General features: G+C 76.6%; 14 protein-coding genes. 7 read left to right on the forward strand and 7 right to left on the reverse strand.

What is annotated here, in order from left to right; genetic code table 11:
- Positions 1-228: 228 nt before the first annotated feature.
- The 6 genes from AC07VC_RS15575 (at position 229) to AC07VC_RS15600 (ending at position 5,746) form a co-directional block, all read left to right on the forward strand.
- A complete protein-coding gene (locus AC07VC_RS15575; protein WP_494675355.1) occupies positions 229-1,155 on the forward strand; it encodes an ABC transporter ATP-binding protein in 927 nt (308 codons plus the stop codon).
- Complete coding sequence (locus AC07VC_RS15580) at positions 1,152-2,006, forward strand: ABC transporter permease (protein WP_494675356.1); 855 nt, start codon at positions 1,152-1,154, stop codon at positions 2,004-2,006. Before AC07VC_RS15575 ends, AC07VC_RS15580 begins: the two co-directional genes overlap by 4 nt.
- Positions 2,003-2,860: an ABC transporter permease gene (locus tag AC07VC_RS15585; protein ID WP_494675357.1), complete on the forward strand. Its 858-nt coding sequence runs from the start codon at positions 2,003-2,005 to the stop codon at positions 2,858-2,860. Before AC07VC_RS15580 ends, AC07VC_RS15585 begins: the two co-directional genes overlap by 4 nt.
- A gap of 227 nt (positions 2,861-3,087) precedes the next feature.
- On the forward strand, positions 3,088-3,993 hold the full coding sequence (locus tag AC07VC_RS15590; protein ID WP_494675358.1) for a trypsin-like serine peptidase: 906 nt from the start codon (positions 3,088-3,090) through the stop codon (positions 3,991-3,993).
- 118 nt (positions 3,994-4,111) lie between these two features.
- Positions 4,112-4,942, forward strand: a complete 831-nt coding sequence (locus AC07VC_RS15595) for a PfkB family carbohydrate kinase (RefSeq protein ID WP_494675359.1) — start codon at positions 4,112-4,114, stop codon at positions 4,940-4,942.
- 156 nt (positions 4,943-5,098) lie between these two features.
- Complete coding sequence (locus AC07VC_RS15600) at positions 5,099-5,746, forward strand: hypothetical protein (RefSeq protein WP_317230620.1); 648 nt, start codon at positions 5,099-5,101, stop codon at positions 5,744-5,746.
- A gap of 292 nt (positions 5,747-6,038) precedes the next feature.
- Here AC07VC_RS15600 and AC07VC_RS15605 read toward each other — a convergent pair whose 3' ends face one another.
- On the reverse strand, positions 6,039-6,593 hold the full coding sequence (locus AC07VC_RS15605; protein WP_494675360.1) for an MOSC domain-containing protein: 555 nt from the start codon (positions 6,591-6,593) through the stop codon (positions 6,039-6,041).
- A gap of 113 nt (positions 6,594-6,706) precedes the next feature.
- A complete protein-coding gene (locus AC07VC_RS15610; protein ID WP_094115327.1) occupies positions 6,707-8,122 on the reverse strand; it encodes an MFS transporter in 1,416 nt (471 codons plus the stop codon).
- 276 nt (positions 8,123-8,398) lie between these two features.
- On the opposite strand from AC07VC_RS15610, the gene AC07VC_RS15615 reads away from it, so the two are divergent.
- Entirely contained in the window at positions 8,399-8,764 is a 366-nt protein-coding gene (locus AC07VC_RS15615; protein WP_494675361.1) for a hypothetical protein, read from the forward strand.
- A 21-nt stretch (positions 8,765-8,785) separates the two neighbouring features.
- Here the strand turns inward: AC07VC_RS15615 and AC07VC_RS15620 are convergent, their stop codons facing one another.
- The 5 genes from AC07VC_RS15620 to AC07VC_RS15640 form a co-directional block, all read right to left on the reverse strand.
- A complete protein-coding gene (locus tag AC07VC_RS15620) occupies positions 8,786-10,594 on the reverse strand; it encodes an ABC transporter permease subunit (protein ID WP_494675362.1) in 1,809 nt (602 codons plus the stop codon).
- A complete protein-coding gene (locus AC07VC_RS15625) occupies positions 10,594-12,189 on the reverse strand; it encodes an ABC transporter substrate-binding protein (RefSeq protein ID WP_494675363.1) in 1,596 nt (531 codons plus the stop codon). The genes AC07VC_RS15620 and AC07VC_RS15625 overlap by 1 nt, the downstream gene beginning before the upstream one ends.
- Positions 12,179-13,705, reverse strand: coding sequence for an MFS transporter (locus AC07VC_RS15630; RefSeq protein WP_494675364.1), 1,527 nt, complete (start codon positions 13,703-13,705; stop codon positions 12,179-12,181). Before AC07VC_RS15630 ends, AC07VC_RS15625 begins: the two co-directional genes overlap by 11 nt.
- Complete coding sequence (locus AC07VC_RS15635; RefSeq protein WP_494675365.1) at positions 13,702-14,604, reverse strand: ABC transporter ATP-binding protein; 903 nt, start codon at positions 14,602-14,604, stop codon at positions 13,702-13,704. Before AC07VC_RS15635 ends, AC07VC_RS15630 begins: the two co-directional genes overlap by 4 nt.
- On the reverse strand, positions 14,601-15,311 hold a 711-nt coding region (locus tag AC07VC_RS15640; RefSeq protein WP_494724486.1), incomplete at its 5' end, for an ATP-binding cassette domain-containing protein. The genes AC07VC_RS15635 and AC07VC_RS15640, both read right to left, overlap by 4 nt.

Here is a 15,311-nt window from a genome sequence, read left to right on the forward strand (position 1 = left end):
CGGCGTCGCGGGCGGGTCGGGGTCGGACCCCGCGCGGACGGCGGGCGGCCGTCGCTGCTGCGGGCAGCGGTGCCGGGCGTCCCGTGATCCGCCCTGCGACTCTACGCGCCGCACGCCGGGCGTCCGCCGCGCGCGGGGCGTCGGCCGGGGACCTCGACCGGAACCCGCCCGGATCCCCGCGTCCGGCCCCGTGGTCGATCCGCCCGCGGCTCCCTAGGCTGAGGTCTCGTGCCCACTCCCGTCATCACCGCCGACCGCCTCGTGAAGAGGTACGGCGACCACGTCGCCGTCGACGGACTCTCCTTCGAGGTCGCGCCCGGCGAGTCCTTCGGCCTCCTCGGCCCGAACGGCGCCGGCAAGTCCACCACCATGCGCATGATCGGCGCCGTCTCCTCGCGGACGGGCGGCACGCTCGACATCCTCGGGCTCGACCCCGACACGCACGGCCCGGAGATCCGGTCGCAGCTCGGCGTCGTGCCGCAGGCCGACAACCTCGACCTCGAGCTCCGGGCGCGCGACAACCTCATCGTCTACGGCCGCTACTTCGGCCTGCCGCGCAGGCAGGTCGCGGCGCGCGCCGACGAGCTGCTCGAGTTCGCGCAGCTGAGCGACCGCGCCGGCGCCAAGGTCGACGACCTCTCCGGCGGCATGAAGCGCCGCCTCACCATCGCCCGCGCCCTCATCAGCGACCCGCGGATCCTCCTGCTCGACGAGCCGACGACGGGCCTCGACCCGCAGGCCCGCCACATCCTCTGGGACCGCCTGTTCCGCCTCAAGGAGCAGGGCACGACGCTCGTGCTCACCACGCACTACATGGACGAGGCCGAGCAGCTGTGCGACCGGATCATCGTGGTCGACGAGGGCCGGATCATGGCCGAGGGCTCACCCGCCTCCCTCATCCGCGACCACTCGAGCCGCGAGGTGCTCGAGGTGCGCTTCGGCTCCGACCGCAACGAGGAGGCGTCGCGCGAGATCGCCGGCCTCGGCGACCGCGTCGAGATCCTGCCCGACCGCGTGCTCGTCTACGCCTCCGACGGCGAGGCCGTGCTCAGCCGGATCCTCGAGCAGGGCCTCGCGCCCATCACCACCCTCGTCCGCCGCTCCAGCCTCGAGGACGTCTTCCTCCGGCTCACCGGCCGCAGCCTCGTCGAATGAGCGTCGACGCCTCGCGCGCCCCCCGCGCCACCGCCCGCGACCGCGCACTCGCCGCCGGCGTGCGTCCCCGCCGGTTCGGCGCCTGGTACGCGGCCGAGCACCGGCTGCTCGGGATCCGCGCCTACGCCGGCACGGTCATCGCGACCGGCATCGCCAGCCCCTACGTCTACCTCTACGCGCTCGGCGTGGGGCTCGCGACCGTGGTCGACCAGGGCACCGGCGCGAACCAGGCGCTCGGGATCAGCTTCCTCGTCTTCGTCGCCCCCGCGCTCCTCGCGACGAGCGCCATGACGGTCGCGAGCGAGGAGTTCACGTACCCGATCCTCGGCGCCTTCAAGTGGAACCCGGTATTCCAGGCGATGAACGCGTCCCCGCTGACGCCCGCCCAGATCGTGGACGGGCAGGTCATCGGCGTCGCCATCCGCATGGCCCCCACGGCGATCGCGTACTTCGCCTTCATGCTGCTGTTCGGCGCCGTGCCCCTCGGCACGGGCTTCCTCGCGATCGGCGCCGCGCTCCTCACCGGCATGGCCATCGGCGTCGTGATCATGGCGTACGTCGCCACCCTGGAGCAGGACACGGGTCAGATCGCGATGGTGCTGCGCTTCGTCATCACGCCGCTGTCGCTGTTCTCGGGCACGTTCTTCCCGCTGACGCAGCTGCCCGTCTGGCTGCAGTGGGTCGGCTGGGTCTCCCCGCTCTGGCACGGCACCGAGCTCGGCCGCGTGGCGACCTACGGGCTCGGGGAGCCGCTCTGGCTCACGCTCGTGCACGTCGCGTACCTGCTGCTGTGGCTCGCCGTCGGGTGGACGCTGGCCCGGCGGATCACCACGAGGAGGCTTCGCAGGTGACCGCTCCGACCACGGGCGCGTCGTCCGCCTCGAGGCCCGCGGGGCCCGCCGGGCCGCCCGTCCGCCGCCGCGGGACCAGCGCGCTCTACGCCGGCAACGCCCGCTCCGTGCTGTCGCGCGGCCTCCTCGCGACCCGCAGCACCAACTGGACCGTCGTCGTCTCCGGCTTCTTCGAGCCCGTGTTCTACCTGCTCGCGATGGGCATCGGGCTCGGCTCCCTCGTGGGGGACGTCACGACGAGCACCGGGCAGCCCGTGCCCTACGCCGCGTACATCGCGCCCGCGCTCCTCGCCGTCTCGGCGATGAACGGTGCCGTGTACGACTCCACGTGGAACGTCTTCTTCAAGATGAACCACTCCAAGCTGTACCAGGGCATGCTCGCGACCTCGCTCGGCCCGCTCGACGTGGCCTTCGGCGAGATCTCGCTCGCGCTGCTCCGCGGCGTCGTGTACTCGTCGGGCTTCCTCATCGTGATGCAGGTGCTCGGCCTCAACCTGTCCTGGTGGGCGATCCTCGCGCTGCCGTCCGTGGTGCTCGTCGCCCTCGCCTTCGCGAGCTTCGGCATGGCCGTCACGAGCTACATGAAGACGTTCCAGCAGATGGACTGGATCAACTTCATCCTGCTGCCGATGTTCCTGTTCTCCGCCACCTTCTACCCGCTGTCGGTCTACCCGCCGTGGATCCAGGCGGTGATCCAGGCCCTGCCGCTCTGGCACGCCGTGGAGCTGGTGCGCGGGTTCACCACGGGCGCGCTGTCGATCGCGGTCGTCGGGCACGTCCTCTACTTCGCGGTGATGACGGCGATCGGCCTGGTCTTCACGACGCGGCGGCTGCGGGTGCTCTTCCTCGACTGAGGTGCCGGCGCCGCGTCGGGCCGCCCGTGGCTGTGGAGGCGGGCGGCGGCTGCGGCGCCCATCGGGGATCCTCGGGCGCACCGCCGGGCGACCACGCCCGGCGGGCCACCCCCCCTACCGCGAGGAGCCCCATGCACGCACGCGCCCGATCCGACCGACAGCATCTCGGGGACGGAGGCGCGCGAGGGCCCGGAAGCGGGCGGCGCCGGCGCGTCCTGCGCGCCGCGGTGGGAGCCGCGGTCGCGCTCGCCGTCGGGTGCGGAGGGGCGGCCGCCGTCCCGGTCGCGGCCGAGGCGCACGCCGCCCCGGGCACGGAGCCCCCGGTCGCGGTGCCCACGCACCAGGAGGCGGATGAGGCGGCGGCGTACTGGACCCCCGACCGCATCCGCGCCGCCGAGCCCGACGACGGCGGGGCCGCCCCGTCGCGGACCGCGCCCCGCGCGGACGCGGAGCTGGTGCACAGCACGCCGGGTCGGCTGGGCGCCCAGTCCTACATCGGCATCCTCACGTTCATCCGCGCCGGCCGGGAGAAGTCGTGCACGGCCTCGGCGATCCGCTCCGGCTCCGGCCTCATGGTCGCCACCGCCGGGCACTGCCTGCTGCTCGACGGCGAGTCGGCCACGCGGATCGCCTTCACCCCCGCATGGGACGGCGCGAACCGCCCCTACGGGACGTGGGGCGCGGACGAGTACCAGGTGCCCGAGGCCTGGCGCTCCCGGCAGGACGCGGGCCACGACGCCGCCTTCGTCCGCATGCGGAAGCGACCGTCCGGCCCGCTCCTCGCGGACGCCGTGAAGGCGGTCACCCCGGACTTCGGCCTCGCCAAGGCGGGCCTCCACTACCTGACCCTCGGGTACCCGGGCTCGCCGTCGACCCTGGACACCACGCCCCTCGCGACGTGCGTCGGGCCGGCCTACGGGACCGCCGACGCACGGCTGGCGCTGGTGGGGTGCTCCGCCGGGGGCGGGATGTCGGGCGGCCCCGTGATCCACCTGTCGGCGGCGGCGACCCGGGGCCGGCAGACCGGGGTCATCTCCGCCACGTACGACGGGCTGTTCGGCGTGGGGACCGCCGTCACCCCCTGGGGCGAGACGGAGCGCCGGGTCTTCGACGACGTCGACTCGTTCGGCTGACGCGCGACCGGTCGACCGCCCGGCCGCCACCGGCCCGGCCCGCCCTCGGGTCCTCGGTACCCTGGCGGGGAGCGCCACCCGGGCGCGGCCGGCGTCGTGCCGGGGGAGGCAGGTGCCCATGGGCCGCGTCGTGGTGCTCGGATCGCTCAACGTCGACCAGGTGGTCCGCGTCCCGCGGCACCCGCAGCCGGGGGAGACCCTCATGGGCTCCGATCCCGAACGGCTGTGGGGCGGCAAGGGCGCGAACCAGGCCGTCGCCGCGGCCGAGGCGGGTGAGGGCGCGTCCGTCGCGATGGTGGGCGCCGTGGGCGACGACGCCGACGGATCCGCCTACCGGGCCAGGCTCCAGGGCCGCGGCATCGACGTCGCGGGCCTCGTCACCGTCGCCGGGACCACGACGGGGCTCGCCGTCATCGCGGTCGCCGACGACGGGGAGAACACGATCATCGTCGCGCCCGGCGCCAACGCGCGCGTGACGGGCGACCACCTGGATCCGCTCGACGGCCTCGGCGCCGGGGACGTGGTGCTGGCCTCGCTCGAGCTGCCCCTCGACACGGTGGCGGACGGCGTGCGGCGCGCGCACGCCGCGGGTGCCCGCGTCGTCCTGAACCTCGCGCCCTTCGCGCAGCTGCCCGACGACGTGCTGGCGCTCGCGGACCCGGTCGTCGTCAACGAGCACGAGGCGGGGCTCCTCCGTGCATCGGGCACGCCCGCTCCCGCGTCGCTGCTCGTCACCCTCGGCGCCGAGGGCGCGATGTGGGGCGACGTCGAGGTGCCCGCGTCGCGGGTCGACCGGGTCGTCGACACCACCGGGGCGGGCGACGCGTTCTGCGGCGCGCTGGCGGCAGCGCTCGCCGGCGGCGCCGACCGGGCCGCCGCGATGGGCCGGGCTGCGGACGCGGCCGCGGTCGTCGTGCAGCGGCAGGGCGCGCAGCCGGCGGACGGCTGAGCCCTCCCTCCGGCACGGCGCGCGGCGGTGGCGTGGCCCGGCCGCGTCGGCATCCCCCAAAAGAGCAAGCGCACGAAGCGTTAGCCCGCGAGTAGTGTCCGAGGCACACCCCGCCGGGCCCCCGGACGAGGCGCGGACGTCACGGAAGGCACCATCATGAGCACCTCGGACACCCCGCGCGGAGACTCGCCGCGCGATGACCGCGACGCCGCCGTCCCCGCGGGCGACCGCACGTCGCTCCGGCACGACGTTGTCGAGCGCGAGAAGGAGCGCTTCGGCGGCATCAAGGCCGGATCCGCGTTCTTCGGCTGGCTCACCGCCACCGGCACCGCCGTGATCCTCACCGCCCTCGTCGCCGCGACGGGAGCCGCCATCGGTCTCGGCTCGAACGGCGGCGATGCCCGACAGGCCGCGGACGCCGCACAGCAGAACGCCGACACCATCGGCTGGGCCGGCGCGATCGCCGTGCTGGTCGTCATCCTCATCGCCTACTGCTGCGGCGGCTACGTCGCCGGCCGGATGGCCCGGTTCGACGGCGCCAAGCAGGGCTTCGCCGTCTGGCTGTGGGCGATCGTCATCGCGATCGTCGTGGCGATCGTCACCGCCATCGCCGGCTCGCAGTACAACATCCTCGGGAACCTCAACGGCTTCCCGCGCATCCCCGTGGACGAGGGCGACCTCACGGTCGCCAGCATCGTGACCGCGGTCCTCGTCGCCGTGGTCAGCCTGGTGGGCGCCATCGTCGGCGGCCTCGCGGGCATGCGCTTCCACCGCCGCGTCGACCGCGCGGGCCTCGGGCGCTGACGCCGCCGTCGCTGCCCGGCAGCACGGAGGCGCGGACCGGGGGCGACCGCGTGCCGTGTTCCTGCAGGCGCGCTCGCGTCCACGATCGGCGGGATCGCCCGGAGCCGTCCCGGCTCTCCCCGTGCACGGGGTCAGCCGGCGGCAGCGTGCGCGGGTGACCGAGTCCGACGGCGGCCGCGGCAGCTCGCGGTGTCGCGGATGCGGTCGCGGTCAGCGCGTCGGGTGAGCGCACGGACAAGGGTGAGGCGCCGCCCTCCACCCGGGACGAGGACCGCTCCTCGCGGCCTCCCGCTCAGACGGGCTGCAGCGCCTCGTGGGCGCCCGCGGGCAGCTCGACGCGCACGGCGTCGTCGGGGCGGACCTCGCCGCCCGTGATCACGACGCCCATGACGCCGGACTTCCGCACCACGTTCCCGTCGGCGTCGCAACCGAGGACCGCCTTCATGGCGCCCTTCGCGAGCCCGTCGATCTGGCTGCAGGGGTTCCGGAGGCCCGTGATCTCCACCACGGCGGCGTCGCCCAGGTGCAGGCGCGTCCCGGTCGGCAGGTCGAGGAGCGGGACGCCGGACGTGGTGACGTTCTCGCCCAGGTCGCCGGGGCCGATGTCGAAGCCCTGCTCCGCGAGCTCCGCGTGCAGCTCGGCGTGGACGAGGTGCACCTGGCGGAGGTTCGGGGCGTCGGGGTCCCGGCGCTTCCGCGACAGGTGCTGGACGGTGGTGCCGAGGTGCGCGTCGCCCTCCACGCCGAGCCCGGCGAGGAGCGTGATGGACGGGCGGACGGGCTTGGAGAACCGGTGGGCGTCGTCGCGCGCGACCGCGACGATGCGAGGGGATGCGGACGGCTGCATGCCTGCGACGATAGCGGCGCCGCGCGGAGCGGGCGACCCCCGGGAGCGCCGGGGATGCGGAGGGCCGCCCGTCGCGGAGTGCGACGGACGGCCCGGCGGGTCGTGCGGACGGGTCAGCTGACGTTGCCCGCGTAGTCCGCGTCGCGGGTCTCGCGGCTGATGATGAGCGCGACCAGCGTGATCGCGGCCATCGCGCTCAGGTAGACGCCGACGAGGAGCACGTTGCCGTCCAGCAGCTGCCAGAGGGCCACCGCGATGAACGGCGCGACCGCGGCGCCCAGGATGCTGGCGACGTTGTAGCTGATCGCGGATCCCGTGTAGCGGACGTTGGTCGGGAAGAGCTCCGGCAGCACCGCGCCCATGGGGCCGAAGGTGAGCCCCATCAGGGTGAAGCCGATGATGAGCAGCGCCATGGTGCCGACGAACCCGGCCGAGAACAGCGGGACGAAGAGCAGGCCGAAGACGAGGATCCCGACGGTGGTCGCGATGAGCATCTTGCGTCGGCCGTGCTTCTCCGCGAGCGGGCCGGAGACCATCGTGAAGATGCCGAAGAAGACGACGCCGACGATGAGCATGAGCAGGAAGTCGTTCCGCGCGTAGCCGAGGCCCGCGGCGAACGTCTCCGGGTTGAACGGCTTGCCGGCGGCGGTCGCCGCGGCCTCGGCGGAGGCGGCGTCGCGGGCGGTCGTGCCGTACGTGAGCGTGAACGTGGTCATCAGGTAGAAGAGCGTGTAGGTCGCCAGCATGATGAACGTGCCGAGGATCAGCGGGCGCCAGCTCGTCACGAACACGCGCGCGACGGGCAGCTTCGCGACCTCGCCGGAGTCGACGACCTTCTGGAAGGCCGGCGTCTCGATGAGCTTCAGGCGCACGTAGAGGCCGACGATCACCAGCACCGCGCTCGCGAGGAACGGCACGCGCCAGCCCCACGACTGGAACTGCTCCGGCGAGAGGCCGAGGCTCAGCGCGAGGAACACGCCGTTGGCGACGATGAAGCCGATCGGCGCGCCGAGCTGCGGGAACGTGCCGTAGATGGCGCGCTTGCCGACGGGCGCGTTCTCGGTCGCGAGGAGGGCGGCGCCGCTCCACTCGCCGCCCAGGCCGAGGCCCTGGCCGAAGCGCATGACCACGAGGAGCGCGGGGGCCGCGACCTCCCAGCCGGGCGTGAGGGCGGTCGGCAGGCAGCCGATCAGCACGGTCGCGATGCCCATGGTGAGCAGCGACGCGACGAGCGTGCCCTTGCGGCCGACGCGGTCGCCGAAGTGGCCGAAGAGGATGGACCCGATCGGGCGGGCGATGAACGCGACGCCGAACACCGCGAAGGACGCGAGCTGCGCGACCGTCGGGTCGTCGTTCGCGAAGAAGAGCGCGGGGAAGACGAGCACCGCCGCGGTCGCGTAGACGTAGAAGTCGTAGAACTCGATCGACGTGCCGATGAGGCTCGCGATGATGACGCGCGAGCGCGAGTTGCCGGCGGGCGGGGTGGCGGTGGACGAGGCGGCGGCGCTGGCCGCGCGGGTGGAGGACATGGTGCGGGAGACGGCTTTCGGCTGATGCGGCGTGAGCGGCAAGGGGCGCGCAGAGGGGCGGGCGCGCCGGTCGGGCGCGGGCGCCGGGTGCGGCGGAGTCGAGGGGGCCACTCGTGATGGCCGTGGAGAGCCTACGCCCCGCGGGGAGTCGGCTGGGAATCCGGGGGCGGGGGTTGCGGGTGCGGCGCCGCACCGCTTGCCTCGTAGGCTTCCGTCAGGCGTGGTCCGCGGATCCCGCCCGCGGGTGCCGCGGGGCGCCCCACGACGAGGAGCGCCATGGAGCACGAGACCGGACGGGCGGTCCTCCCCGGGCTCGCGAAGCTCATGGGGGCGGGAGCGCTGGTCGCGTTCGCCACGGGGTACTGGTACCTCGCCCTCCCGTGCACGGCCGTCGTCGTGCTGTGCATCGTGCAGCTGCGCCGGTGGGACCACCGGGAGCTCGAGGAGCGCGCACGACGTGCCGAGGCCCCGACCGCGGAGGAGGAGGCCGCCGCGGCGGAGTTCGCGGAGGAGCACGGCTGGGACGTGCTCGACCCGGCGGAGCGGGATGCAGCGGAGGCCGGGGACGGGGTCCGCGACGGCGACGGCCGCGACGGCGACGGCCCCCGGGGACCGCGCCCGCCGGACGGCCGTCAGCCGTAGGGGGACCGGGTCGGGGACCGGCTACGCCCCCGCCGAGGCGCGCTCGAGCCGGGCATCTCCCGCGGCAGCCTCCGCGACCGCTCGTGCGGCGGTCCGGCGTCGGCGCACGAGGCCCGTGAGGTCGTGCGCCGACAGCGACACCGCGAGCACCGCGGCAAGCACCAGCGCGAGGGCCGGCGCGGCCACCGCCCACGGGGCGCGCTCCGCGTAGGCGATGCCCTCGCTGAGGATCAGGCCCCACTCGGGCGTCGGCCGGGCGCTGCCGAGACCGAGGAAGCCGAGCGCCGCGAGCGTGAGGGCGACGCCCGGCAGCCGCAGCATCGCGTTGCGCACGACCGGGCCGACCACCGCCGGGAGGAGGTGGCCGAGGAGGACGCGCGCGCGCCCGACGCCCAGCACCGGCAGGATCCGCACGTGCGGCTGCGCCCGGGCCTCCTGCATGAGCGCGCCCGCGTGGGCCGCGAGCGGCGCCCAGCTCACGGCAGCCACGGCGATGGCGGCACCCGCCGTCGAGGGCCCCTGGATGGCGGAGACCACGATGCCCGCGAGGATCGGCGGGGCGGCGTTCGCGACCTCGACGGGCCCGACGGCGGCGTTCGGCAGCAGCCCGAGCACGAGGCCGACCGCGCAGCAGGCGAGCACCACGGCCAGGGCCGTGCCGAGCGTCGTGACGGCGCCGTGGCCGACGCGGCCGAGGAGGTCGCGGCCGCTCGCGTCGGCGCCGAAGGGGAGCGCCCACGAGGGCGGGGCGAGGCGGCCGGACGCGGTGGAGTAGGGGTCCCGCGCGAGGCCGGCGACCACGATGAGCGCGAGGAGGCCGGCGGCGACCGCGGGCACCACGGCGTCGCGGCGGCGGGCGGGGACGCGCGCGTCGGGCACGGGCAGGGAGCCGAGGCGGAGCGCCGGGCCGAGGAGCGCCCGGCGGAGGAGCCCCGCCAGCGCACCCGCGGCGACCGCGACCACGAGGAGCGCGAGCACGCCCGCCTGGAGCGCGGGGACGTCCTGGCTGCTCGCCGCGCCGAGGGTCGCGCGGCCGATCCCGGGGATCGCGAACACCTGCTCGACCGCCACCGCGCCGCCCGTGAGGCCCACGAGCACCAGCCCGATCTGCCCGAGCACGGAGGGGAGCGCGCGGCGCAGCACCGCGAGGACCGTGCGCGTGCGCGGCAGCCCGGCCATGGCCCACGTGGCGACCCAGCGCTCCGCCGACGCCGCCTGGATCGCGTCGACGAGCAGGCGGCCCACCAGCCCGCCGCCGGGGATGCCGAGGGCGAGGGCGGGCAGCATGGCGTTCGCGGGCCCGTCCCAGCCGGAGGGCGGCGCCCAGCGCAGCCCGACGGCGACCACCACGAGGAGCCCGGTCGCCAGGAGGAACTCCGGCAGGGCCGTGAGGGCGGCGGCGAGGGCGCCGGATCCGCGGCTGCGGCGCCCGCGCGCCGCGTCGACCAGCGCGGGCACGCAGAGGAGCGCCGCGACCGCGAGGGCGACGGCCACCGCGAACGCCATGAGCGTGAGCGAGACGCCGAGCGCGTCGAGGGTGCCGGGCAGCACCGGGCGGCCCGAGATCCACGAGGTGCCGAGGTCGCCGCGGACGACGCCCGCCAGCCAGTCGAGGGAGACGGCCAGCGGCCCGCGGTCGAGCCCGAGCTCGGCGCGCACCGAGGCGAGGGCCTCCGGGGTCGCCTCGAGGTCGGCGTAGCGCGCGCGGAGGATCGTGTACTCGGGCGAGCGTCCGGACAGCCACGGCAGGGCGCCGACGAGCGCGACGACCCCGCCGATCGCGACGACCCGGGATGCCCCGACGACGAGCCCGTCGCGCGCGCCGCGCATCAGCCGTCGACGCGCGTGTCGACCGTGATGAGCGCGCGCTCGCGGGGATCCCGCACGGCACCCGACACCCCGGCGGCCTCGCCCTGGATCACGCGCTCGTGCAGCAGCGGCACCGCGGCGTCGTCGGCCAGCACGAGCGCCTCCACGCGCATGATCGCGGCGCGGCGCTCGGGCCCGGCCGGGAGGGCGGACGCCGTGGCGAGGGCCTCGTCGACGGCCGGGCCGCACTCCTGGGAGATGTTGAACGACCCCGCGCAGGCGAAGTCGCTGAAGAGGTAGGCGGCGGGGTCGCCCGAGTCGAGCACCGTGGCGCGCGACAGGATGAACGCGTCGAACCGGCCGGCCAGCGCGTCCGCCTCGATGTACTGGTACTCGCGCACGTCCTGCGTCACCTGGAACCCGGCCGCCTCCAGCTGCTGCTCGAGCTGCACGGCGACCTCGGGGAGCTCGGCCCGGTCGGTGAAGGTGCCGAGCGTGATGGGGACGCCGTCGACCCGCGCGGGCGTCGCCCGGGCGGCCACGGCGTCGCGGTAGGAGGCGTCGTCGCGGAGGTCGACGGCCCACGGGAGCGCCGGGCCGAGGAGCCCCTCGGCGGCGTCGGCGCGCCCCTCGTAGACGCCCTGGACGAGGGCGGCGCGGTCGACGGCGGCCTGCGCGGCGGCGCGGACGGCGGGGTCGGCGAACGGGCCCGTGCGGGTGTTGAGGTACAGCGTGTTCGTGCGCGGCATCGCGACCTCGTGGAGGAGCTCCGGGTCGACCTGCGCGGCCTGCCCGACGGGGATCGCCTCGACCACGTCGGCCGTCCCGGTGCGGAGCGCGGCCGCGCGGGCCGTGCCGTCGGGGACGAAGCGCACGTCGATGCCGGCGGCGGCGGCGCGCCCGCCCCAGTACCCGTCGAACCGGTCGAGGGTGGCGGACGAGGTGCCGTCCACCGCGGTCAGGCGGAACGGCCCCGTGCCGGTGCCGACGGGCGAGACCGTGCCGTCGGCGGCGTAGGCCGAGGCCGCGAGGATCGCGAGCTGGGGGCTCGAGAGGCGCTGGGGCACGAGCGGGTCGGGGGTGGCCGTGCGGACTACGACGCGGTCGCCGTCCGCGGTCGCCGTGAGGTCGACGCCGTCGAGGATCCGCGGCTTCGGGCTCGCCGTCGCGGCGGTCGTCAGGGAGGCGGCGGCCTGCGCGGCGGTGAGGGTCGTGCCGTCGTGGAAGGGCACGTCGGGACGCACGTCGAAGGACCAGGTCAGGTCGTCGGTCCGCGTCCAGCCGGTGGCGAGGAGCGGCTGGGCGTCGCCCAGGTCGTCGAGGGTCACGAGGGTCTCGGCCGTGCTCCAGCGGGCCAGCTTGAAGGCGTCGTCGCTGAGGGGCGTGAGTCCGGAGCGGGGCGGCTGCAGCATCGCGAGGCGGATGCGGCCGTCGCCGTCCGCCGACGCGGCCGTGGAGCCGGGGCTCGCGGCGAAGCAGCCGCTCAGGGCGAGCGTCGACGCCAGGGCGAGGGCGGCGAGCGCGGCGGAGCGGGCCGGGCGGGCCGGGCGGGAGGCGCGGGTGCGGGGGCGGGTGGAGCGGACCGGGCGGGAGGAGCGGGGGCGGCTAGCGGGCATGGTGTCCTTCGGCGGGGATGCGCGGAGCATCGGCGGGGATGCGCGGGGCATCTCGGGGGGTGGTCGGGGGAGCGCCGGCGCCCGTCGCGGCGGGAGCCGCGCATGCGGGGACGGAGGCAGGGGAGGCCGCAGCGGGAGTGGCAGCAGCAGGAGCGGGAGCGGGAGCGGCGGGGGAGGCGGCGACGGGCAGCAGGCGGGGCAGGCCCGCGGCGGCGGCGCCGGCGGCCGCCGCGAGGATCCCCCAGGCGAGGACGGGGGCCGCGTCCAGCAGGGACCCGACCACCCCGCCCGCCACGAGCACGGCGACGCCGCCGCAGCTGGCGAGCAGCCCGTACGAGGACGCGGTGGGCCGACCCGCGGCGAACGCCGGCACGAGCTCCATGGCGACGGGACCGACGGTCATGTGGCCGAGCGTCAGGCAGACCACGAGCACGGCCGCGGGCGCGAGCTCGGCGCCCTCGGGCGGCGGCACCACGGAGGAGAGGGCCAGCGCGACGAAGCCGGCGGCCGTCAGGGCGAACCCGGTGGCGAGCGCCCGGCCCGGCCCGAGGCGGCGTGCCAGGAGGGCGACCGGCCACTGCAGCGCGATCGTGAGGAGCGAGACGACGAGGAACGCGGATCCGATCGCGCCCATGCCCGCTCCCAACCGCTCGAGCTCCAGCGGCAGCCCGAGGTAGAGCTGGTTGTAGGCCACGAGGTCGACGGCGAACAGGCCGGAGAAGGCGAGGAGGCGGCGGTCCCGGACGGCGGCCCAGCGGTCGGCGGCGGGGCCGGGAGCGCGGGATCCGCGGGGTGCCGGTACCGGTGCCGACGCCTCCTCCCGGGCCGCGCGGATGGCGCCGACCGGCCGCCTCGCGTCGGCCGGGATGAGCCACCACAGCACCGCCCCGACGGCCGCGAACAGCCCCGCGCCGATGAGGACGGTCGCGGAGAACCCGAGGCCCAGCAGCACCGCGCCGGCGAGCGGGCCCACGGCCGCGCCGACCTCGCCGACCAGCACGAGCGCCGCGAACAGCGACGGCCGGCCGCGGCGCCGGGCGGCGCGTCCGCGGAGGTCGGCCGCCGCGACGAGGCTCTGCAGGGCCGGGCTGAACAGGGCCCCGCCCATCCCCGTGAGGACCGCGCCGACGAGGAAGCCCGGCAGGTCCGCGGCCAGCGCGAGGCCCAGGTAGCCGGCGACCCGGACGGCGCATCCGGCCGCGATGAGGGTGCGGGGGCCGAAGCGGTCGGCGAGCATGCCGCCGAGGAGGAACAGGCCCTGCTGGCTGAAGGTGCGGGCGCCGAGCACGAGGCCGATGGCGAGGGCGCCGAGCCCGAGGTCGTCGCGCATCACGACGGCGAGGAACGGGACGACCGCGTAGAAGCCGAGGTTGAAGACCAGCTGGCTGGAGAGGAGCACGCCGGCGTGCGGGACGGCGGACTGCGGGACGGCGGACTGCAGGGCCGCGGGTTGCGGGCCGCGGTCCGGCGGCGGGGCGGCGGGGCCCGCACGGCGGGCGGGATCGGATGCCGTCATGCGGTGAGGGCCCCCGGCAGCCGCGGGACGGCGTCGGCGAGCTCGCGGGTGGCCGGATGCGCCGGGTCCGCGAGGAGGCGCGCCGTCGGCCCCTCCTCCACCACGCGCCCGCCGGCGAGCACGACGGTCCGCCCGCAGAGCCGCGCGACGGCGTCGAGGTCGTGTGAGACCAGCACCAGCCCGAGCCCGCGGTCGCGCACGAGCCCGTCGAGGAGCTCGATGATGCGGTCCCGCAGCGGCAGGTCGACGCCGCTCACGGGCTCGTCGGCGAGGAGGATCCCGGGGGATGCCGCGATGGCCCGGGCGAGGGCCACGCGCTGCGCCTGCCCGCCGGACAGCTCGCCGGGCCGCCGGTCGGCGAGGGAGGCCGCGAGGCCCACGTCGTCGAGCGCGCGGGCGACGATGCGGGCGTGGTCGCCGGGCACGTCGAGCCGCCGGAGCGGCTCGCGGACGAGCTGCCGCACGGTCATCCGCGGCTCGAGGCTCGCGCCCGGGTCCTGCGGCACCGCCTGCACCCGTCGCCGGTACCAGCGGAGGGCGGACGCGCGGCCGGGCACGACGGGCCGGTCGCCGAGGGACACGGCGCCCGCGGCGGGCGCCTCGAGGGCGAGGAGCACGCGGAGGAGGGTCGACTTCCCGGATCCGGAGCGCCCCACGACGCCGACCGTCTCGCCGGGCGCGACGCGCAACGACACGTCGTCGAGCGCCGGCGCGGGACCGCGGCCGTCGGAGGCGGCGGACGCCCGGGACGCTCGTGCGGCACGTCGCGCAGCCGGGTCGCGACGTGGCGGGTACCGGTGCGTGATGCCGGTCGCGGTCAGCGCGTCGGGCGCGGGGCCGGCCGGGACGCGCGCGCCGACCGGGGGCGGGGCGGGCGCGTCGCGACGGGCGTCCGTCACGGGGCGGCCACCGCGGCGAGCGGGGCCGACGCGGCCGCGTGGGCCCCGTCCGCGGCGCCGCCCCCCGCGGGCGCGCGGCGCGTGGCCGCCTGGACGAGGGCCCGGCTGTAGGCGTGGCGCGGCCGACGGACGAGCTCGCGCATCGACCCGGCCTCGACCACGCGGCCGGCCTCGAGCACGACGACCCGGTCGCACAGCGCGGCGGCCACCGCGAGGTCGTGGGTGATGAACAGGAGCGCCTGGCCGGTGGCGTCCAGGCGACGCCGGATCACGTCGACGACGCGCGCCTGCGTCACGACGTCGAGCGCGGTCGTGGGCTCGTCGGCGAGCAGCAGGTCGGCCCGGCAGAGGAGCGCGAGCGCGAGGCACACCCGCTGGCGCTGGCCGCCCGAGAGCTCGGCGGCGAAGGCCGGGAGGACGCCGTCGGGATCCTCGATGCCCACCTCCGCGAGGAGCGCCACGACCTCGCGTCGCGCGTCGCGGCGGGTCAGGAGGCCGGCGTCGGCGGCGGATCCGCGGGCGCGGGCGGCGCGGACCGCCGCCACGAGCTGGGCGCCGACCGTCGCGAGCGGGTTGAGGGCCGCGAGGGAGTCCTGCTGCACGGCCGCGACGCGGCCGAGGCGCTCCCGCGGCGGGGGGGGGGGGGGGGGGGGGGGGGGGGGGGGGGGGGGGGGGGGGGGGGGGGGGGGGGGGGGGGGGGGGGGGGG

This window comes from Clavibacter sp. GW821-FHT01D01, from assembly GCF_059422605.1.

Bases quoted from the DNA above. Each gene is read 5' to 3' on its own strand.
- AC07VC_RS15615 (WP_494675361.1), top strand. From the start codon at position 8,399: ATGGAGCACGAGACCGGACGGGCGGTCCTCCCCGGGCTCGCGAAGCTC.
- AC07VC_RS15600 (WP_317230620.1), top strand. From the start codon at position 5,099: ATGAGCACCTCGGACACCCCGCGCGGAGACTCGCCGCGCGATGACCGC.
- AC07VC_RS15595 (WP_494675359.1), top strand. From the start codon at position 4,112: ATGGGCCGCGTCGTGGTGCTCGGATCGCTCAACGTCGACCAGGTGGTC.
- AC07VC_RS15620 (WP_494675362.1), bottom strand. From the start codon at position 10,594: ATGCGCGGCGCGCGCGACGGGCTCGTCGTCGGGGCATCCCGGGTCGTC.
- AC07VC_RS15610 (WP_094115327.1), bottom strand. From the start codon at position 8,122: ATGTCCTCCACCCGCGCGGCCAGCGCCGCCGCCTCGTCCACCGCCACC.
- AC07VC_RS15605 (WP_494675360.1), bottom strand. From the start codon at position 6,593: ATGCAGCCGTCCGCATCCCCTCGCATCGTCGCGGTCGCGCGCGACGAC.
- AC07VC_RS15630 (WP_494675364.1), bottom strand. From the start codon at position 13,705: ATGACGGCATCCGATCCCGCCCGCCGTGCGGGCCCCGCCGCCCCGCCG.
- AC07VC_RS15625 (WP_494675363.1), bottom strand. From the start codon at position 12,189: ATGCCCGCTAGCCGCCCCCGCTCCTCCCGCCCGGTCCGCTCCACCCGC.
- AC07VC_RS15580 (WP_494675356.1), top strand. From the start codon at position 1,152: ATGAGCGTCGACGCCTCGCGCGCCCCCCGCGCCACCGCCCGCGACCGC.